The following is a 19,572-nucleotide window of genomic DNA, read 5'->3' on the forward strand; positions in this document are numbered from 1 at the left end:
ATAGGGTTTGAATGAAAAAAAGAAAGTGAATAAAAACATTCTGAGCAGGTTCCATTACTCAACCGATCAAGTAATCGATAAGCCATTCAACTGGGAACAGCTCTATCGGTTACTGACGTATTTAAAACCATATTCAAAAAAACTGTTGCCCTTGTCCATCATCACCGTTCTGATTACAACGGCTGTCCGTCTGATCATCCCGATCCTGATCGGTGTGTACACACTCGATAAAGCGATCAGGCAAAAAGAGGAGAATCTTCTCTTTACCCTTGTGGGAGTCATAGCGGGACTTTATGTTTTGAATTATATAGCCAATGTCCTCAGAATAAAATGGATGAATCAATTGGGGCAGGGGGTCATCTATGACCTTAGAAAACATTTATTCAGTCATGTACAATGGCTTTCCCATCGTTTCTTTGATCAGCGTTCAGCAGGATCCATCCTAGTCAGGATCATGAATGACATCAACTCTTTGCAGGAGCTTTTCACGAATGGTGTCATCAATCTATTGATGGACATCATCCTGCTCATCGGAATCATCGTGATACTCTTTACGTTAAGCCCGGAACTGACGCTTGCCGTCATGGTCATTTTGCCTATCATGTTCTTCATCTCTACAAGCTTGCGTAAAAAAATACGCAAATCCTGGCAAGTGGTAAGGCTCAAGCAATCGAAACTTAACTCCCATTTGAATGAAAGCATTCAGGGAATACGGGTGACCCAATCATTCACTCAGGAAAAAGAAAATATGGCCTTCTTTGATGGAGTCAACACAGAGACCTTCGAAAGTTGGAGAACGGCCACAAAGAAGAATGCCATGTTCCGTCCACTGGTGGAATTAACGAATGCCATTGGGACTGCTGTCCTTATTTGGTTTGGTGCCCATCTGATTCAAAATGGATCACTGGAACTTGGTGAGTTCGTTTCATTCGCATTCTATCTGGGTATGTTCTGGGAGCCGATATCAAGGCTCGGGCAGGTGTATAATCAGCTGTTGATCGGGATGGCTTCATCAGAGCGAATCTTTGAATTCCTGGATGAACAACCGATCGTAAACGAAAAGAAGAATGCCTTGAATTTGACCGATATCAAGGGGAGGATTCAATTCGAACACGTGGAATTCTCTTATGATGACAAACGTAAAGCACTCAGGGACATCAATCTGGAAATGAAAGCCGGGCAAACCGTTGCACTCGTCGGTCATACAGGATCGGGAAAAACGACGATTGCAAATCTTATCAGCCGCTTTTACGACCCGACAAATGGCGTGGTGAAGATTGATGGAGTAGACTTACGGGATGCATCTGTTTCAAGCTTACGGAGTCAAATCAGCATCGTCCTGCAGGATACATTCATCTTCTCGGGAACGATCATGGATAATATCCGATTCGGCCGCCCGGGTGCATCCGATGAAGAGGTATTAAAGGCAGCCGAAGCCATCGGGGCAAACGAATTCATCGGAAAGCTCTCTAATGGCTACGAAACGGAAGTCGAGGAACGGGGTAATGTGTTATCTGTCGGTGAAAGACAATTGTTGTCCTTCGCACGTGCCCTGTTGGCGAATCCACGCATCATCATCCTGGATGAAGCGACAGCATCCATCGATACAGAAACAGAAGTCAAAATCCAAAACGCATTGAAAAAGTTACTGAACGGCCGTACCGCGATCATCATCGCCCACCGCCTATCCACAATCCGTGAGTCGGACAATATTTTTGTACTTGAAAATGGCAGAATCAAAGAGTCCGGAAACCACGACGAATTGATGGAACAAGAAGGAGACTATTTTGAACTGGTGAAGTCGCAGTTCAGGATGTTGGATGCAATGTGATTTCTGTTTAGGAGCCCCGCACTAGTGTGTGGGGTTTTTTTGTAGTGTCGAGGAGGGAGGGAATGTCGAATGGCAGATAAGCTATTCAAAATGGAAGATTCTAAAAGAAACTTTGTGAAATATGTCACAAAATATTCATGTTCAATACTTCACAAACTCAACCCCAGGTTTTATAATAGACAATAAGTGATAAACAGTAGGAAAGAGCTGTTTACGATAAAAAGTAATCCGGTAGGGGGAGTAATGAATGGTATTGGATAGTGTGATTTTGAGTAGGATGCTCACTTCGACAACCCTTGCATTCCATATTATTTTTGCAACGATTGGTGTAGGGGTTCCGGTTATGATTGCCATAGCCGAGTTCATGGGGATCAAGCGAAATGATCCTCATTACCTTTTGCTGGCACGAAGATGGGCGAGGGGATTTACGATTACGGTGGCTGTCGGGGTTGTGACCGGAACGGCAATAGGACTTCAGCTGTCCTTGTTATGGCCATCGTTTATGCAGGTGGCCGGACAGGTGATTGCCCTGCCTTTATTTATGGAAACTTTTGCGTTTTTCTTTGAAGCTATCTTTTTGGGGATTTACCTTTATACGTGGGATCGATTTAAGAATAAATGGACTCACTGGCTGCTGACGATACCGGTGATGATCGGTTCTTCGGCTTCCGCCCTTTTTATTACGACGGTGAACGCGTTTATGAATACGCCGCAGGGATTCGAATTGGAGGATGGAAAAGCGATTAATATCGATCCGATTGCAGCGATGCTAAATCCCGCGACACCAACCAAAGTGTTTCACGTGCTGACGACGGCATACTTAACATCTGCCCTCATACTGGCAGCCATCACAGCATTTGCGATCCTCCGCAAAAAGGGAGGGGACTATCATAAGAAAGCCCTTCGTTTAACGATGGTATCAGCGCTGATTTTCGCTTTTGGTTCTGCTCTGGCAGGGGATTTATCTGCCAAGTTCCTCGCTGAATATCAGCCTGAGAAACTTGCGGCGGCAGAGTGGCATTTTGAGTCGGAAGAAAATGCAGATTTAATCGTATTCGGGACGCTTGATGAAAACAATGAAGTCCATAATGAGATACGATTGCCCGGTTTCCTGAGCTTCCTTGCTGGAAGTTCGTTTGATACAGAGGTCATCGGGTTGAATGAATTTCCTGAAGACGACCGGCCGCCTTTATGGGTACACTATTTATTTGATTTGATGGTGTCCATCGGGTTCTACAGTATCTTCATTGCTGGGGCATTTATCTTATTCTGGAAATGGAAAAAGCGGAATGAATGGAATAAGCCATTGCTATGGGGGATCGTTGCCAGTGGACCGCTAGCGATGCTCGCCATCGAATTTGGCTGGATTTACGCAGAGGTTGGGCGACAGCCATGGATTTTGCGTGGATATATGAAAGTGGCCGAGGCAGCTACAAAGGCAGATGGGGTTGGCTTGACCTTCGCGCTCTTTGTAGGTCTTTATATACTTCTTGGCGTCCTGTGTGTCATTGTCTTAATTAAAATGTTTAAAAATAAGCCGGCAGAGGCTGAATTGGAACAACGATTTCCTAAAAAAGCGAGTTAGCTTGTGAGGCTCCTATTAGAGGGGCCAACTGATTTTGTTAAGAGGGAGGAATGGGTATGAGTTTGGAAATCGTGGGGATCACGGTCCTGTGGATTTTCCTATATGGTTATCTGATAGTGGCTTCGATTGATTTTGGAGCCGGCTTCTTCGCCTTTTACGGTAGGATGAAAGGGAAAGAACACACTTTAAATGTATTGATCAGTCGATATCTTTCTCCGGTATGGGAAGTAACGAACGTCTTCTTTGTCTTCTTTTTTGTCGGATTGGTCGGTTTTTTTCCTGACGCAGCCTATTACTATGGGACGGCACTGTTGCTACCGGGAAGTATCGCGATTATATTGCTTGCCATCAGGGGGAGCTTTTATGCTTTCGGGAATTATGGTTCAAAAGATAATATCGTCTACCTGTTTTTATATGGGGCAACCGGTTTATTGATTCCTGCATCATTGTCAACGGCATTGACCATTTCAGAAGGCGGTTTTTTGGAAGAGCAGGGTGATAAGGTGGTATTCCTTGCCCGTGAATTATTTACAAGTCCTTATTCATGGAGCGTGGTCGTCCTGTCGATCGTATCGGTCCTATTCATCAGTGCGACCTTCCTGACCTATTATGCCAATCGTGCAGGAGATATGGATTCAAGAGAAGAACTGAGAAAGTTTTCACTCTTCTGGAGCCCACCGACGATTTTAGCGAGCTTACTGGTGTTCGTATCTTTAAGGGAACATAATCCCGAGCATTTCAATAGCGCCATTGACATATGGTGGATGTTCGGATTATCCCTTGTGTGCTTTCTTGGCGCTTCCATTTTAATCTATAGGAGAAAGAGTTTTGGTCTGGCCTTCATCCTGGTCATGCTGCAATTCTTCTTTGCCTTCTTCGGCTATGGAGCTTCACATTTACCGTACATCCTGAAGCCGTTTATCACGATTGAAACGAGTGTCACGAATCCGACGATGGGGATGGCCCTGGTGATCGTCTTTATCGCAGGACTATTATTGCTGATTCCATCCCTATATCTGTTGATGAGGCTCTTCTTATTTGATGCAGATTATGTTAAAGGGAATAAGTGACGGTGGAAATTGAATGAAATACAAAAAAGGAAAGGGAGAAATGTCATTTTCTCCTTTTTTTTATGCTAAAATATAGGTTATAGAGAGTGCGGGGGGATACATGGTGAAAAAAGAGTTTGTAGTTATAGGCTTGGGCAGGTTTGGCGGCAGTATCGTTCGATCATTGGCGGATCAAGGCATGGAGGTTATGGCCATCGATCAGGATGAAGACAAAGTCAATGAATTTTCTTCCATCGCTTCACATGCGGTTGTGGCGGATTCTACCGATGAATCCGTATTGAAGAGCCTGGGGATCCGTAATTTCGATCATGTAATAGTCGCGATTGGAGATGATATCCAGTCCAGTGTGCTAACGACATTGATGTTAAAGGAAATCGGCGTCAAGAAAATTACCGTGAAAGCACAAAATGATTATCATGAAAAGGTCCTCCGTAAAATTGGGGCGAACCAGGTCGTTCACCCGGAGAGGGATATGGGAAGAAGGATTGCTCATAATATCATTTCAAATAATGTGCTGGATTATCTGGAATTATCAGATGAACATTCGATTGTGGAGATTGTCGCGAGTGAACACCTCAGTGGAAATTCCCTTATCGATTTGGATATCCGTGCTCAATTCGGAATCAACATCGTGGCGATAAAGCGAGAAAAAGATATCATCGTTTCCCCACAAGCCGATGAACAAATCCGGGTTGGGGACATCCTCATTGTCATTGGGGCCGATACGGATATTAACCGGTTTGAAAAAAAGGTATTATAAAACGAAAGAAGAGGCTGACCCATTTGGGCCAGCCTCTTCTTTCGTTATTAAACTTCCATGATGATTGGTAGGATCATTGGACGACGTTTCGTTTTCTCATATAAGAATGGAGCAAGTGTATCCGTGATTTCATTCTTGATTTCTGACCATTGGGACGTTCTTCTTTCAAGCACTTTGTTCAAGTGTTTAGAAATGAGCGTCTGTGCTTCATTAATAAGATCACCTGATTCACGCATGTAGACGAATCCTCTTGAAATAAGGTCCGGACCGGAAGCGATCTTGAAATCTTTCATGTCGATGCTCACAACGACGATCACAAGTCCTTCTTCTGAAAGGATGCGTCGGTCACGAAGGACGATGTTACCGATGTCACCAATACCGCTTCCATCGATATAGACATTACCAGAAGGGATCTTCCCGGCTACCTGTGCTGAATCGTTGCTTAAAGCAAGTACTTCACCGTTATCCATGATGAAGCAGTTTTCCTCTTGCACTCCGCAATCGACACCTAGCTGAGCGTGCATCTTCTGCATACGGAATTCTCCGTGAATCGGCATAAAGAAGGTTGGATTCATCAAACGAAGCATCAGCTTCATTTCTTGTTGTCCACCATGACCGGATGTATGGATATCACTTAATGGCCCATGAACAACTTCTGCACCGGCACGATATAAAAGGTTGATCGTACGGTTTACACTGATTGTATTCCCTGGGATTGGTGAAGAAGAGAATACAACGGTATCACCCGGCTGAATCTGGATCTGACGGTGGGTACCGTTTGCAATCCTTGATAATGCAGCCATAGGTTCACCTTGAGAACCTGTACATAGAATAGCCACTTCATTCGCTGGAAGGCGATTGATCTGGTTATGTTCGATGAATGTATCCTTAGGAGCATTGATATATCCTAATTCCTGTCCAATTGTGATGGCTGCTTCCATACTTCTTCCGAAAACAGCAACCTTTCTGTTATGGAACACTGCTGCTTCAACCACTTGTTGAAGACGGTGAATATTCGAAGCGAATGTAGCAAAGATGACTCTTCCGTCAACTTTACGGAAAATATCATTGATGCTTTCTCCTACTTTACGTTCTGACATCGTGAAGTTTGGAACTTCAGCGTTTGTACTGTCAGACAGAAGACATAGAACGCCTTCTTTTCCGATTTCTGCCATTTTGGTTAAGTTCGCGGGTTCACCAACCGGCGTGAAATCGAATTTGAAGTCACCTGTATGAACAACATTTCCAGGTGGTGTTTTGACAACGATTCCGTAAGAATCCGGGATACTGTGTGTCGTTCTGAAGAAGGTTACAGATGTTTTGCGGAATTTCACAACATCATCTTCCTGGATGACATTCAATTTCGCATTACGTAATAATCCGTGTTCTTCAAGTTTGTTCTTAATAAGTGCCAGTGCAAGCTTCCCACCGTATATTGGGATATTTAACTCGCGAAGTAAATATGGGATTCCTCCGATATGGTCTTCATGACCGTGAGTGACGAACAGTCCCTTGATCTTATCTGCATTTTTCACGAGATACGTGTAATCAGGAATCACGTAATCGATACCGAGCAGTTCGTCCTCTGGGAATTTGATTCCTGCATCGATCAGGATAATTTCGTCTTGGAATTGTACGCCGTATGTGTTTTTACCGATTTCACCTAAACCGCCAAGGGCAAATACAGCGGTTTGGTCATTCTTTACAAATTTCATCAATTATTGCTCCATCTCGAAAGAATGGTGGTTTTTCTCATACTCTAAAAAAGCGCCCTCAAGCTTTTGTACGAATTCGATGTTATACGGTCTGTCTTTTAAATTTAGGCGTACTTCACGTTCTGAATCTGCTTCCATGTAAAGAGATTGAGTGCATTCGCGAACAGGCACTTCTGCTTTACTTTCTTGATAAAATACTTTAAAAATCATTTTTCTCTCTCCTTATCCGTTTTCAAAAAATCTAACTTTCATCTATGATAAAAAAGTTATCAACAACATTTACATTAACTTATATAATAGCCTATCATTTCTATAGGAACGAATCATCTAGTTTATGTATGTATTAAATTATAAAGGATTTTCTCGTGTAAATAAAGTTTTTGAATAATCCTGTACTTAATTGTGACAAAGATAGAAGAGGGACCAATGCCAATGGAGGAAAAGCTCACTAGTGGCGTCAGTCCCTTATTCATTGTGCAATTGTATGTCAGTATGTCCGATTGTCATGCATTTTAATAGCGGTTCCCCTCAAATCGTTTTCTTAAGAAACAGAGGGATTATGCAATCGTTTTTTTTCTAAGCAATTCTTTCCACTGTTTTAAAAGCTTTTTCCTGAGCTTCTTTAACATGGTGGATCACTCCTTATTAATAGTTTACCGAGATTTTCCTTTGAAGTAAAGGAACAATAATACGGGCGTCTCTGTTGTGTTACTTATATTGTACGGAATTTATGGAATCTCTTACATGGTTATGTTTGGTAAATGGTTCTGTCCGACTGTCTTCATTGACATTTTCTTTGTAAAGGATTACCTTAAACAACGGGTTAAATAGAATCGAATTGAATATTTTTGAAAAGGAGAACGATCATGTCTAAAATAGTTTTCTTTGATATAGACGGCACACTGCTCGATCACGATAAAAAACTGCCACAGGCCACAAAAGAAGCCATCCGGACACTGCAGGCAAACGGAACGTATGTTGCGATTGCGACTGGAAGGGCTCCATTTATGTATGAAAGTTTAAGAGAAGAATTAGGAATCGAGTCCTTCGTATCTTTCAATGGGCAATATGTGGTTTTTGAAAATGAAGTGATATATACGAACCCTCTGAAAGTTGAAACATTGGAAGAATTATTAGAGGATACGTATTCAAAGGAACACCCAGTGGTTCATTTAAATCATGAAACGATGAAATCGAATCATGAGCACCATGAATATATCGAGAAAAGTATGAACAGCTTGAAATTTCCTCACCCGGGATTTGCCCCGGATTTTTATAAAGGAAGAGACATCTATCAATCCCTGCTATTCTGCACAAAGGAAGAAGAGGGTTTTTATCGGGAGAAATACACAGATTTCACGTTTATCCGCTGGCACCAGTACTCCATGGATATTCTTCCGAAAGGCGGTTCAAAAGCTGAGGGAATTAAAAAGATGATCGCGAAGCTCGGATTCAATATGGAAGATGTCTATGCATTCGGAGACGGATTGAATGATATTGAAATGATCCAATCCGTCGGCACCGGTGTTGCAATGGGCAATGCCGTACAGGAAGTCCAAAAACACGCAAATTTGATTACAAAGCACGTGGATGATGATGGAATCTACCACGGATTAAAGGAACTTGAATTGATCTAGGAAATTCAAAAAAGACTCCCACTTGATATCTGTGGGAGTCTTTATTTGGTCTAGCGTTCAATGGCAATGGCATCTGGGATCGGCTCGAACGGATTAGAAGGATTGATATGGTCGTAGAACATGATACCATTCAGGTGGTCGATTTCATGTTGGAAGACGATGGCCGGCAGACCTTTGAGACGAAGCTTTACTTCATTACCGTCCACATCCCAACCTCTCACAGTCACTCTTGCATATCGGGGTACGAAGCCCGGTACATTCCGATCGACGGATAAACAGCCTTCCCCGGATGTTAAATAGGCTTTCTCTATAGAATGGCTGATAATCTTCGGATTGAACAAAGCATAGCTGTATAATTTCCCTTGATTGTCTGTAACGTTTACAGCGAGCATCCGTTTTGAAACATTTATTTGAGGTGCTGCCAGGCCAATACCGGGTCTCAATCCATACTTGGCAGCCATTTCAGGATCTTGGCTGTTTATTACATATTCTAATAAGCTTCTCAGCGTTTCCTGGTCCTCTTCGGATGGCGGGATTGAAACTTCCTTAGCCACCTTAGTTAATGTGGGGTGACCCTCACGGATGATATCATTCATCGTAATCATTGTTTTTCCTCCTAGGATACATAGAGATAGAGACAGCAGACCCCGTTCATTTTAGAACACAAAAAAGGCAGGGCCATCCAAAATGATCCCTTCTCTACTTTACGTATCAAGATAATCTATTATGTATGGTAATAGTTTATCATTTTCCTTTGAAAAAGTTAATGAATGAGATTCGGTATTAAAAGGAATAACCGGTCGCAAATAGTCATAATGATTTTAATAGGGAGAATAGTCCAATCGACATTTTTTTCCACAGTTGTAAATCCCTATTGTCAAAAGATGTAGACATAGATATAGTAGAAGGTGGTAAATAGTTAAGGGGGATCTTGTTGTGTCGAAATTTCGTTTTGCTTTCATTTTGGGAGCCGCTATTTTTGTATTAATGGGTTGTGTCGGTGGTTCATCACCTGAGGAAAATGTGTATAAGGTTCTTGAAGAAACCGTAGCCAAAGAAAGTCAATATGTTAAAGTTCAGAAGCCTCTTCAAGAGTTGGAAGAAAAGGAACAGGAGATCTATACGAAAATCATGGATCTTGGAATGAAAGAGTTTGACCAGATTGTAAAGCTTTCCGATGAAGCTCTGGACAACATCGATAAGAGAAAAGAGAAAATCGAAAAAGAACGTGAGTCCATGAGTGAAGCAAAAAAGGAGTTTGCTAAAGCAGACGACTATATTGATGAGATAGAAAACGATGACCTCAAAAAAGATGCGAAAAAGCTGGAAGATACGATGGAAGAACGGTATCAGCTCCATGAAAAGCTAACTACTTCTTACTTAAAGGCGCTTTCTCTTGATAAAGAACTTTATAATATGTTCAAAAAGAAAGACCTCACGATGGAAGAGCTTGAAAAGCAAATTTCCTCCATTAATGAGCAATACGAAAAAATAGTAAAGCTCAATGGAGACTATAATACAAAAACAGAGGAATTCAACAAACTTAAACAAAAATTCTACTCAAAGGCAGAACTTGATGTCAAAGAGTCGGAATAATCGTGTACATATAAGATAAAGGAGCGCGTTAAGCCTCCTTTATCTTTTTTTACGTTCGCAAGCTACTGTCCGCTGGTTTCTTACTCTATAACAGATAAGTCACACCTGTATGTTTATATATAACAGGATGTTTACAGGTATTAATACAGTTTTGAAAATTTATGGCAGATAGATTTAAAACGATTAGGGAGAAACATGAATTTATAATACTTTGTCGTTGACTAACTGAATTTTAATATTGTAAACTAAGATAGGTATTCATGAATTGTATCAGTCGATAATGATTTCTGACTGATACAGATAAACTCGAATGCAATTTCGGGTTTTCTTTCTTGGTATTTGTGGAAAACTACTTATAGTGTGTGTTTATCCGCAGGTATTGTGGTAGGTCATACTGAATTTGGGTAATCTAAACTATGTATGTAAAAAAAACCAAAATAAATGTATAAAGAAAGGATAGGTGACTTCGATGGCTTCTAAATCAAAGAAGGCACAATTCGATGCAGTTAAGACGCTCGAGCAAATTGAAGACAAGTTTGAAATGTTCCAAATTTTGAACGAAGAAGGCGAAGTAGTGAACGAAGATGCTATGCCGGAGATCTCTGATGAGGATCTACAGGAATTAATGCGTCGCATGGTTTACACTCGTATTCTAGATCAAAGATCAATCTCACTGAATCGTCAGGGGCGATTAGGTTTCTATGCACCAACAGCTGGACAGGAGGCATCTCAGATTGCTTCCCATTTCGCACTTGAGAAGGAAGACTGGATCCTTCCTGGATACCGTGATGTTCCACAAATCATCTGGCACGGTCTTCCATTGGCTAAAGCATTCTTATTCTCACGCGGACATTTCCAAGGTAACCAGGCTCCAGAGGGTGTAAATGTATTATCACCACAGATCATCATCGGTGCTCAATACATCCAAACTGCCGGAGTGGCACTTGGCCTTAAGAAACGTGGTAAGAAAGCTGTTGCCGTTACGTATACAGGAGACGGTGGATCTTCACAAGGTGATTTCTATGAAGGAATCAACTTTGCAGGTTCTTATGCAGCTCCTGCGATTTTCGTTGTACAAAATAACCAATTCGCAATCTCTACTCCTCGCGATAAACAGACTGCCGGACGTACAATTGCTCAAAAAGCGGTTGCAGCAGGTATCCCTGGAATCTTAGTAGACGGTATGGATCCTTTAGCGGTTTATTCTGCTACATTAGAAGCTCGTAACCGTGCAGTGAATGGTGAAGGTCCTTCACTAATCGAAACACTTTGCTATCGCTACGGTCCACATACAATGGCTGGTGATGATCCAACTCGTTACCGTACATCAGAAATGGATACGGATTGGGAAAAGAAAGATCCACTAGTGCGTTTCCGTAAATTCCTTGAAGGTAAAGGACTATGGAGCGAAGAGAAAGAAAACGAAGTAATCGAAGAAGCAAAAGAAGATATCAAAAAAGCGATCAAGGAAGCAGACTCAGCTCCAAAACAAAAAGTGACTGACTTCATCAACAACATGTATGAAGAACTTCCTTATAACTTAAAAGAACAATTAGAAATCTACAAAGAAAAGGAGTCGAAATAAGCCATGGCGCAAATGACAATGATTCAAGCGATCACTGATGCACTGCGCACAGAACTACGCAACAACGAAGACGTTTTAGTTTTTGGTGAAGACGTAGGTCTAAACGGTGGTGTATTCCGTGCAACGGAAGGGCTTCAGAAAGAATTCGGTGAAGACCGTGTATTCGATACTCCACTAGCAGAATCAGGAATCGGTGGTTTAGCAATCGGTTTAGCATTAGAAGGGTACCGTCCAGTACCGGAAATCCAGTTCTTCGGTTTCGTATATGAAGTAATGGATTCAGTAAGCGGACAAATGGCGCGTATGCGTTATCGTTCAGGTGGTACGTATACATCACCTATCACAATCCGTTCCCCATTTGGTGGTGGAGTACATACTCCAGAACTTCATGCGGACAGCTTAGAAGGTTTGATGGCTCAACAACCAGGCCTGAAAGTGGTCATTCCATCAACTCCTTATGACGCGAAAGGTCTATTGATTTCATCCATCCGTGATAATGACCCTGTCATTTTCTTGGAGCATATGAAATTATACCGTTCATTCCGTCAAGAGGTTCCTGAAGAGGAATACACAATTGAACTTGGTAAAGCAGATGTAAAACGTGAAGGTACAGACCTTACGATCATCTCTTACGGAGCTATGGTACACGAATCACTGAAAGCTGCAGATGAGCTTGAAAAAGAAGGTCATTCAGTTGAAGTAATCGATCTTCGTACTGTAAGTCCACTGGACATTGACACGATCATGGCGTCTGTTGAGAAAACAAATCGTGCCATCGTAGTTCAAGAAGCTCAAAAGCAAGCGGGAATCGCAGCAAATGTTGTTGCTGAAATCAATGACCGTGCGATCCTTAGCCTGGAAGCACCAGTTCTTCGTGTAGCGGCACCGGATACAGTATTCTCTTTCTCTCAAGCAGAGCCTATCTGGTTACCAAACCACAAAGACGTTATCGAAACAGCGAAAAAAGTACTTAATTTCTAATTGGAAGGAGCTAAAAGGCTCCTCCGTTGATAGATAAATGAAAACAGAAGGGCACGCCACCCTTCTCTTTTCCAATTATAGATATAGGAAATAGAGACAGATATAAACAAACATTCATCTATATACTCATTATTCAATACAGGAGGTCGAGTCCATGTCATTCGAATTCAAATTACCAGACATTGGTGAAGGTATTCATGAAGGTGAAATCGTCAAGTGGTTTGTAAAACCGGGCGATAAAGTGGAAGAAGACGATGTACTATGTGAAGTGCAAAACGATAAAGCTGTTGTTGAGATTCCTTCTCCGGTAGCAGGAACGGTTGAAGAACTTCTTGTTGACGAAGGAACTGTAGCCGTTGTTGGCGATACTCTTATCAAGTTCGATGCACCTGGTTATGAGGACCTGCAATTCAAAGGTGGAGAAGAAGATAAGAAGGAAGAAAAAGCCGAAGAGAAGACGGAAGGTCAAGTTCAAGCAACTGCAGAACAAGGCCAGGATGTTAAGAAAGAAGCTTCTCCAGAAGCTGCTGAAGAGAAATCCGATGAAGAAGTTGACCCTAATAAGCGGGTAATCGCTATGCCTTCAGTGCGCAAATACGCGAGAGAAAACGGCGTTGAAATCCGCCAAGTTTCCGGTTCTGGTAAAAACGGACGTGTCGTAAAAGAAGACATCGATGCTTTCTTAAGTGGAGATTCTAAGCCTGCTGAAACGAACGAAGAAGCAAAAACAGAAGAAAATGCACCAGCAGCAGATTCTAAAGCGGCTGCACCTAAAGCTCCTGAAGGCGAATATCCAGAGACCCGTGAGAAAATGAGTGGAATGCGCAAAGCGATTGCCAAAGCAATGGTGAATTCTAAACATACTGCTCCTCACGTAACGCTAATGGACGAAATCGATGTAACGAAACTTTGGGCACACCGCAAGAAGTTCAAAGAAGTTGCAGCTGAAAAAGGTGTTAAATTAACATTCTTACCTTACATCGTTAAAGCTTTGACAAGTGCATTACGTGAATACCCGGCTCTTAATACTTCAATTGACGATGCAACAAGCGAAATCGTTCAAAAACATTATTACAATATCGGAATCGCTGCGGATACTGACAAAGGTCTATTAGTACCGGTTGTGAAAAATGCAGATCGCAAATCAATGTTCTCGATTTCAAATGAAATCAATGAACTTGCAGGAAAAGCCCGTGATGGTAAACTTTCAGGCGATGAAATGAAAGGTGCATCTTGTACGATCACAAATATCGGTTCAGCCGGTGGACAATGGTTCACTCCGGTCATCAACCATCCAGAGGTTGCTATCCTTGGAGTCGGCCGCATTGCAGAAAAACCTGTGGTTAAAAATGGTGAAATTGTAGCTGCACCTGTGTTAGCATTATCATTGAGCTTCGATCACCGCATGATCGACGGAGCTACTGCTCAACATGCACTTAACCACATCAAGCGTTTGTTGAACGATCCAGAATTATTATTAATGGAGGCGTAATACAATGGTAGTAGGAGATTTCCCAATCGAAACAGATACAATCGTAGTCGGTTCAGGTCCCGGAGGATATGTTGCTGCAATCCGTGCAGCTCAACTTGGGCAAAAAGTAACAATCATCGAAAAAGAAAACATGGGTGGAGTATGCTTAAACGTTGGCTGTATCCCATCTAAAGCTCTTATTACTGCAGGTCACCGTTTCCATCAGGCCAAGCACTCTGATGACATGGGGATCGTTGCTGAAAATGTAAAAGTGAATTTTGACAAAGTTCAAGAGTGGAAAGCTGGAGTTGTAAAGAAATTAACCGGCGGTGTGGAAGGACTTCTTAAAGGGAATAAAGCTGAAATCGTTCGCGGTGAAGCTTACCTTGTAGATGCCAATACACTTCGTGTCATGGACGACAACTCAGCTCAAACATACAAGTTCAACAACTTGATCCTTGCAACTGGTTCACGTCCGATTGAAATCCCAAGCTTCAAGTTCTCTAAACGCGTGCTTGATTCTACAGGCGCACTTGCTCTTGAAGAAATTCCAAGCAAGCTTGTTGTAATCGGTGGAGGTTATATCGGAACCGAGCTTGGAACTGCTTATGCCAATCTTGGATCAGAAGTAACGATTTTGGAAGGTGCCGACGATATCCTTAGCGGATTCGAAAAGCAAATGACATCTGTCGTGAAAAAAGAACTTAAGAAAAAAGGCGTTGAAGTTGTAACGAAAGCTATGGCTAAAGGCGTTGAAGAAAGTGACAACGGAGTCGTTGTTAAATATGAAGTGAAGGGCGAAGAGAAATCAGTTGAAGCTGATTACGTTCTAGTAACGGTTGGCCGTCGTCCAAATACCGACGAAATCGGTCTTGAAGAAGTTGGTATCGAGATGACAGACCGCGGAGTTATCAAGATTGATAAGCAATGCCGCACGAACATCCCGAACATCTTCGCAATCGGTGATATCGTTGATGGACCGCCACTTGCTCACAAAGCTTCTTACGAAGGTAAAATTGCTGCCGAGGTCATCTCAGGTGAACCGGCAGAAATTGACTACCTTGGAATCCCGGCAGTGTGCTTCACAGACCCTGAATTAGCAACTGTAGGTTATTCCGAAGCGGAAGCGAAAGAAGAGGGCATTGAAGTAACTGCTGCTAAGTTCCCGTTTGCAGCAAACGGACGTGCTTTAGCCCTTAATGCAAGTGATGGCTTTATGAAGCTTGTCACTCGTAAAGAAGACGGTTTAATCATCGGGGCTCAAATTGTTGGTTCCGGTGCATCTGACATGATCGCTGAATTAGGACTTGCAATTGAATCCGGAATGACAGCTGAAGATGTTGCCATGACGATTCATGCTCACCCAACTTTAGGTGAGATTTCCATGGAAGCAGCAGAAGTTGCAATGGGAAGCCCGATTCACATTATCAAATAATTGGCATGACAAAAGGATGATCCCTATGATGGGATCATCCTTTTTATTATGGAAAAAAAGGGGCGAAGCGTATAAGGCTTCGACCCCAATGATTAATTCATGCATTATTGTCCCCAGGTTTGAATGGCTCTGGAAACAGGTTTGATTATATTTTCTTTAGAATTATGCCCCTCTACTTTACATATGATCTGATTGTCCTCAACCACAACGATGGCTGGAGAAGCGGGTGGGGTATCAGCAATATCGTTTGTCGTCTTCGTGTTTAAACTGACAACTTTTAATTTCTTAAAGTGATCCGGATACTGTTTTTTTAGCTCAATGATGGCATCGTAGTATGGTATTTCCCTCGAAACATTTGTTTCATCCGTAAAAAATATCACCTGTTTTTCTATAAAGTGATCCTGTGCCAAAACCACTTTATTGGATGAGATGTCATCACACGAAGTCAAAATCAGCATAGTGGAAGTAAGTATTACAAAAGCTAATATATGTTTCATACATCATCCTCTTTTCTTAAACGATGCTATGAACGTGGATTGTAAACTTGTAAATGAATTACTCTTTAACGAATCTTACGTCACATTTTATCATAGGTAAAAATAAAAAAGCGCCAAGTCATAAAAATGTTACAAGATTGAAAAGTCATACATAATGAATGTCATCTTAAAAGAATATACTATGTTAATACAATGATCTTGATTTAATAAAGGATATATAAGAGCCATCAAAGAGTTTTTATTAAATTGGGACGGGTACATGTAAATAAATCGATTAAAGGATGTTTTATCATGAAATCGTACATCGCTTTTTTGGTCCAAATGATTTTATGGAGCGTGTTTTCATTAGCTGAATGGATTTCTGAAAAAGATCATGTAGAATATAAATGGATTATGTTTGTCCTGTTTTTTTACCTTGCCTTTATGGCTGCAAGAAAAATCGTTCAATCAAGAAGGCTTACGTTATTTATCACTTCATTCAGTCTGACCTGCTTTTTTGTTTTTAAGATGGCGTTCGAAAATATATTGGAAATATTTTAATTCTTTCCCAGTTTCTCTTTGGAATATGTTAAAATATTCAAAGTGAATACGGAAAGGTGAGAGACATGAAAAAGATATTAGCATCCGGCTTAACCATCCTACTCCTGACTGCTTGCGGAAGTGAACAAACGGGGACCAGCCATGAAGCGGAAAAATCCGACCAGACTGAAGTGAATGAAGTGGATCAGAAGCAGAGTGATGGCCCTGAAACTGAAGTGTCAGAAAGTGAAACGAAAGAGAAAGAAAAACCTTCAAAAGAAGTGGTGCAAACCAAGGATTATAAGATAAATCAGGCTAATTGGAGCATTGAACCAATCGGTGAAGCCAATCCTAAAGTTGTACTCCTGACAATGGATGATGCACCCGATCAACATGCACTGCAAATGGCTAAAGATCTAAAAGAGTTGAATGCCCCGGCCATTTTCTTTGTAAACGGTCATTTTCTTGATACGCCTGAGGAAAAAGAAACGTTAAAAAAGATTCATGATCTTGGATTTATGATTGGGAATCATACATATAGTCACAGCAGTTTAAGAGATCTTTCTCCTGAAGAGCAGAAAGAGGAAATCCTCTCTGTCAGCGACCTAGTAGAATCCATCACGGGAGAGAGGCCGCAATTTTTCAGGGCTCCTTTCGGCCAAAATACCGATTACAGCCGAGAGCTTGCAGCTGAAGAAAAGATGTCCTTGATGAACTGGACTTACGGATATGATTGGGAAAAACAATATCAAAATAAAGCAGCGATTACGGATATCATGGTAAACAGCCCATATTTGATTGACGGAGCGAATCTCCTTATGCATGATCGTACATGGACGAGTGAAGCGTTGACAGACATTGTGAAAGGCCTTCGAGCAAAGGGGTATGAAACACTGGATCCGCACCGGATTAAAACAATAGAATAATGTGAAAGATGCATAAATGAGTCAATTCATTTATGCATCTTTTTTAATTGAACTTCACATATTCGGATAAACCCTTACATACACTCTTATGGTGAAAAGTATGATTGATTATGAGGTTAAAAAGTTAAATATGTCATACAATTTAGGCTTGATATTTTAAATGTGTTATATTATTATAGAAACAGATAAGATAAAGCGTTTACAAAACCACTTAAAGGAGAGGAAAAAAGATGGGAACAATTGTATGTCAATCATGCCTGGGTACTATTGAGCATTATGAAGATGAGAAGGTTTCTGTTTTATTCTCTAATTGCTGTGACTGCAACGACGACAAAGAATTAGACGATTAATGCCTGCTTTGGGGAGCGGGTGAAAATAGCGTCTTAAGGGGTTCTTATAAATAAAAAGGATGAAGAAGGGGAAACCTTCTTCATCCTTTTTTTCATCGAATGGCACGATGCTCTTTGATGACTCTTAAATGTCGTAAATCATAGTCTTCAGGCCCTTGTACAGGGAGACCTGCTTCTATATTGGTTTTGATATAATTGATGTTTTCCTGAGTGATGATTTCCCCTGGGATGAAGATGGGAATTCCGGGAGGGTAGACCATGATGAATTCAGCGATGGTCCTTCCAACAGATTCATCAATCGGGATGACTTCGGTATCAGCATAAAAAGCATCCCTCGGCGTAATGGAAAGAACAGGAATATCAGGCAGCATCACTTTAACGGGGGCCATTTCTCCTTGGTTTTTCAGGCTGATAACCAGTTCTTTTAAAGCGTTAACCAATTGAGTTCCTTCATATTCAGTGTCACCAGGTGTGATGATGCAAAGGATATTATAAAGGTCAGACATCTCAACCTCGATATTATAAGCCTCTCTTAACCACTTTTCAGCATCGAAACCGCTTATTCCAAGATCTTTCACGGATACAATCAGCTTAGTCGGATCATATGCATAGGTTGCTTTTGTTCCAAGAATTTCTTCCCCTACACAGTATAAACCGTCAATCTCGTTGATTTGTTTTCTCATATTCTGGGAGAGTTCGATCGTTTTGGTGATGAGCTCCCGTCCTTCCGTTGCAAGTCGCTTTCTTGCAACATCAAGGGATGCAAGAAGTAAGTATGACGTGGAAGTCGTCGTCAGCATGCTTAAAATGGTCTGTACACGCTTAGCAGAGACAAGTCCTTCCTTCATATTGAGGACTGAGCTTTGAGTCATGGATCCCCCGAGTTTATGAACACTCGTAGCTGCTAAGTCAGCGCCCGCCTGCATGGCTGACAGGGGAAGTTCATCATGGAAGTGGATATGAACACCATGAGCTTCATCGACCAGTACCGGAACACGATAAGAGTGTGCAATTTCCACGATTTTCTTCAAGTCTGCCGAAATCCCGAAATAGGTCGGATTGATGACCAGTACACCTTTGGCATCAGGGTTCTGTTCCAAAGCCTTTGCAACAGCGTCTGTCGTGATACCGTGAGAGATTCCAAGATCCTCATCGATATCGGGATGGATAAAGATAGGGGTGGCCCCTGAGAAAACAATCGCAGACATAACGGATTTATGCACGTTTCTTGGAACAATGATCTTATCCCCAGGTCCGCACACACTCATGACCATCGTCATGATCGCTCCGCTCGTTCCTTGAACAGAGAAGAAAGTATGATCGGCACCGAATGCCTCAGCAGCCAAATCCTGTGCTGCCTTGATCATTCCTTTAGGTTGATGCAGATCATCTAAAGGTCCGATATTAATCAAATCAATGGAAAGCGCATTATCCCCTATGAATTCCTTAAAGGCAGGATCCATACCTGCACCTTTCTTATGACCGGGAATATGGAACTGGACGGGATTCTTTTTACTATGTTCAATTAAGCCGGTAAACAACGGCGTTTCATTTTGAGACAATTCATTCAACACCTCTTTATATTCTTCATAAACCAACATGCATACTAAAGAT

The 19,572-nt window shown here is 41.7% G+C and carries 18 protein-coding genes; 13 read left to right on the forward strand and 5 right to left on the reverse strand.

The window, feature by feature from the left end; genetic code table 11:
- Nucleotides 1–7 precede the first annotated feature (7 nt).
- From NQ095_RS12370 to NQ095_RS12385, 4 genes are all read left to right on the forward strand, one after another.
- On the forward strand, nt 8–1,831 hold the full coding sequence (locus NQ095_RS12370; RefSeq protein WP_258263777.1) for an ABC transporter ATP-binding protein: 1,824 nt from the start codon (nt 8–10) through the stop codon (nt 1,829–1,831).
- Nucleotides 1,832–2,078: 247 nt separating this feature from the next.
- A complete protein-coding gene (locus NQ095_RS12375) occupies nt 2,079–3,416 on the forward strand; it encodes a cytochrome ubiquinol oxidase subunit I (protein ID WP_258263778.1) in 1,338 nt (445 codons plus the stop codon).
- Between the two features lie 56 nt (nt 3,417–3,472).
- Entirely contained in the window at nt 3,473–4,486 is a 1,014-nt protein-coding gene (locus NQ095_RS12380) for a cytochrome d ubiquinol oxidase subunit II (protein ID WP_258263779.1), read from the forward strand.
- A gap of 103 nt (nt 4,487–4,589) precedes the next feature.
- Complete coding sequence (locus tag NQ095_RS12385) at nt 4,590–5,246, forward strand: potassium channel family protein (RefSeq protein ID WP_258263827.1); 657 nt, start codon at nt 4,590–4,592, stop codon at nt 5,244–5,246.
- Between the two features lie 47 nt (nt 5,247–5,293).
- Here the strand turns inward: NQ095_RS12385 and rnjA are convergent, their stop codons facing one another.
- A complete protein-coding gene (gene rnjA, locus NQ095_RS12390; protein ID WP_060670011.1) occupies nt 5,294–6,961 on the reverse strand; it encodes a ribonuclease J1 in 1,668 nt (555 codons plus the stop codon).
- Between the two features lie 3 nt (nt 6,962–6,964).
- Nucleotides 6,965–7,171 carry a DNA-dependent RNA polymerase subunit epsilon gene (locus NQ095_RS12395; protein ID WP_258263780.1) on the reverse strand — a complete coding sequence of 69 codons (207 nt, stop codon included), beginning with the start codon at nt 7,169–7,171 and terminating at the stop codon, nt 6,965–6,967.
- A 653-nt stretch (nt 7,172–7,824) separates the two neighbouring features.
- On the opposite strand from NQ095_RS12395, the gene NQ095_RS12400 reads away from it, so the two are divergent.
- Nucleotides 7,825–8,598, forward strand: a complete 774-nt coding sequence (locus NQ095_RS12400) for a Cof-type HAD-IIB family hydrolase (protein ID WP_258263828.1) — start codon at nt 7,825–7,827, stop codon at nt 8,596–8,598.
- A 50-nt stretch (nt 8,599–8,648) separates the two neighbouring features.
- On the opposite strand, the gene def is transcribed toward NQ095_RS12400, so the two are convergent.
- Nucleotides 8,649–9,203, reverse strand: coding sequence for a peptide deformylase (gene def / locus NQ095_RS12405; protein WP_258263781.1), 555 nt, complete (start codon nt 9,201–9,203; stop codon nt 8,649–8,651).
- 331 nt (nt 9,204–9,534) lie between these two features.
- On the opposite strand from def, the gene NQ095_RS12410 reads away from it, so the two are divergent.
- The 5 genes from NQ095_RS12410 (at nt 9,535) to lpdA (ending at nt 15,666) form a co-directional block, all read left to right on the forward strand.
- Entirely contained in the window at nt 9,535–10,194 is a 660-nt protein-coding gene (locus NQ095_RS12410; protein WP_258263782.1) for a YkyA family protein, read from the forward strand.
- 469 nt (nt 10,195–10,663) lie between these two features.
- Nucleotides 10,664–11,779 carry a pyruvate dehydrogenase (acetyl-transferring) E1 component subunit alpha gene (gene pdhA / locus NQ095_RS12415; protein WP_258263783.1) on the forward strand — a complete coding sequence of 372 codons (1,116 nt, stop codon included), beginning with the start codon at nt 10,664–10,666 and terminating at the stop codon, nt 11,777–11,779.
- Between the two features lie 3 nt (nt 11,780–11,782).
- Nucleotides 11,783–12,760: an alpha-ketoacid dehydrogenase subunit beta gene (locus NQ095_RS12420; RefSeq protein WP_034756039.1), complete on the forward strand. Its 978-nt coding sequence runs from the start codon at nt 11,783–11,785 to the stop codon at nt 12,758–12,760.
- A gap of 154 nt (nt 12,761–12,914) precedes the next feature.
- On the forward strand, nt 12,915–14,252 hold the full coding sequence (locus NQ095_RS12425) for a dihydrolipoamide acetyltransferase family protein (RefSeq protein ID WP_258263784.1): 1,338 nt from the start codon (nt 12,915–12,917) through the stop codon (nt 14,250–14,252).
- Between the two features lie 4 nt (nt 14,253–14,256).
- Nucleotides 14,257–15,666, forward strand: a complete 1,410-nt coding sequence (gene lpdA, locus NQ095_RS12430) for a dihydrolipoyl dehydrogenase (RefSeq protein WP_258263785.1) — start codon at nt 14,257–14,259, stop codon at nt 15,664–15,666.
- A 104-nt stretch (nt 15,667–15,770) separates the two neighbouring features.
- On the opposite strand, the gene NQ095_RS12435 is transcribed toward lpdA, so the two are convergent.
- Entirely contained in the window at nt 15,771–16,163 is a 393-nt protein-coding gene (locus tag NQ095_RS12435) for a small peptidoglycan-associated lipoprotein (protein WP_258263786.1), read from the reverse strand.
- A 291-nt stretch (nt 16,164–16,454) separates the two neighbouring features.
- On the opposite strand from NQ095_RS12435, the gene NQ095_RS12440 reads away from it, so the two are divergent.
- The 3 genes from NQ095_RS12440 to NQ095_RS12450 all read left to right on the forward strand — a co-directional run bounded on the left by NQ095_RS12440 (nt 16,455) and on the right by NQ095_RS12450 (nt 17,958).
- On the forward strand, nt 16,455–16,703 hold the full coding sequence (locus NQ095_RS12440) for a hypothetical protein (RefSeq protein ID WP_258263787.1): 249 nt from the start codon (nt 16,455–16,457) through the stop codon (nt 16,701–16,703).
- Between the two features lie 65 nt (nt 16,704–16,768).
- On the forward strand, nt 16,769–17,608 hold the full coding sequence (locus NQ095_RS12445; RefSeq protein ID WP_258263788.1) for a polysaccharide deacetylase family protein: 840 nt from the start codon (nt 16,769–16,771) through the stop codon (nt 17,606–17,608).
- Nucleotides 17,609–17,838: 230 nt separating this feature from the next.
- Nucleotides 17,839–17,958, forward strand: a complete 120-nt coding sequence (locus NQ095_RS12450) for a GapA-binding peptide SR1P (protein WP_082051137.1) — start codon at nt 17,839–17,841, stop codon at nt 17,956–17,958.
- Nucleotides 17,959–18,050: 92 nt separating this feature from the next.
- Here the strand turns inward: NQ095_RS12450 and NQ095_RS12455 are convergent, their stop codons facing one another.
- Nucleotides 18,051–19,520 (reverse strand): aminotransferase class I/II-fold pyridoxal phosphate-dependent enzyme, encoded by a 1,470-nt coding sequence (locus NQ095_RS12455; RefSeq protein ID WP_258263829.1) that lies wholly within the window; start codon nt 19,518–19,520, stop codon nt 18,051–18,053.
- Nucleotides 19,521–19,572: the final 52 nt, after the last annotated feature.

The organism is Rossellomorea sp. SC111 (assembly GCF_024733565.1).
In the GTDB taxonomy this organism is placed as follows: Bacteria; Bacillota; Bacilli; order Bacillales; family Bacillaceae_B; genus Rossellomorea.

Bases quoted from the DNA above. Each gene is read 5' to 3' on its own strand.
- NQ095_RS12375 (WP_258263778.1), top strand. From the start codon at position 2,079: ATGGTATTGGATAGTGTGATTTTGAGTAGGATGCTCACTTCGACAACC.
- NQ095_RS12380 (WP_258263779.1), top strand. From the start codon at position 3,473: ATGAGTTTGGAAATCGTGGGGATCACGGTCCTGTGGATTTTCCTATAT.
- rnjA (WP_060670011.1), bottom strand. From the start codon at position 6,961: ATGAAATTTGTAAAGAATGACCAAACCGCTGTATTTGCCCTTGGCGGT.
- NQ095_RS12395 (WP_258263780.1), bottom strand. From the start codon at position 7,171: ATGATTTTTAAAGTATTTTATCAAGAAAGTAAAGCAGAAGTGCCTGTT.
- def (WP_258263781.1), bottom strand. From the start codon at position 9,203: ATGATTACGATGAATGATATCATCCGTGAGGGTCACCCCACATTAACT.
- pdhA (WP_258263783.1), top strand. From the start codon at position 10,664: ATGGCTTCTAAATCAAAGAAGGCACAATTCGATGCAGTTAAGACGCTC.
- NQ095_RS12420 (WP_034756039.1), top strand. From the start codon at position 11,783: ATGGCGCAAATGACAATGATTCAAGCGATCACTGATGCACTGCGCACA.
- NQ095_RS12425 (WP_258263784.1), top strand. From the start codon at position 12,915: ATGTCATTCGAATTCAAATTACCAGACATTGGTGAAGGTATTCATGAA.
- lpdA (WP_258263785.1), top strand. From the start codon at position 14,257: ATGGTAGTAGGAGATTTCCCAATCGAAACAGATACAATCGTAGTCGGT.
- NQ095_RS12435 (WP_258263786.1), bottom strand. From the start codon at position 16,163: ATGAAACATATATTAGCTTTTGTAATACTTACTTCCACTATGCTGATT.
- NQ095_RS12440 (WP_258263787.1), top strand. From the start codon at position 16,455: ATGAAATCGTACATCGCTTTTTTGGTCCAAATGATTTTATGGAGCGTG.
- NQ095_RS12445 (WP_258263788.1), top strand. From the start codon at position 16,769: ATGAAAAAGATATTAGCATCCGGCTTAACCATCCTACTCCTGACTGCT.
- NQ095_RS12450 (WP_082051137.1), top strand. From the start codon at position 17,839: ATGGGAACAATTGTATGTCAATCATGCCTGGGTACTATTGAGCATTAT.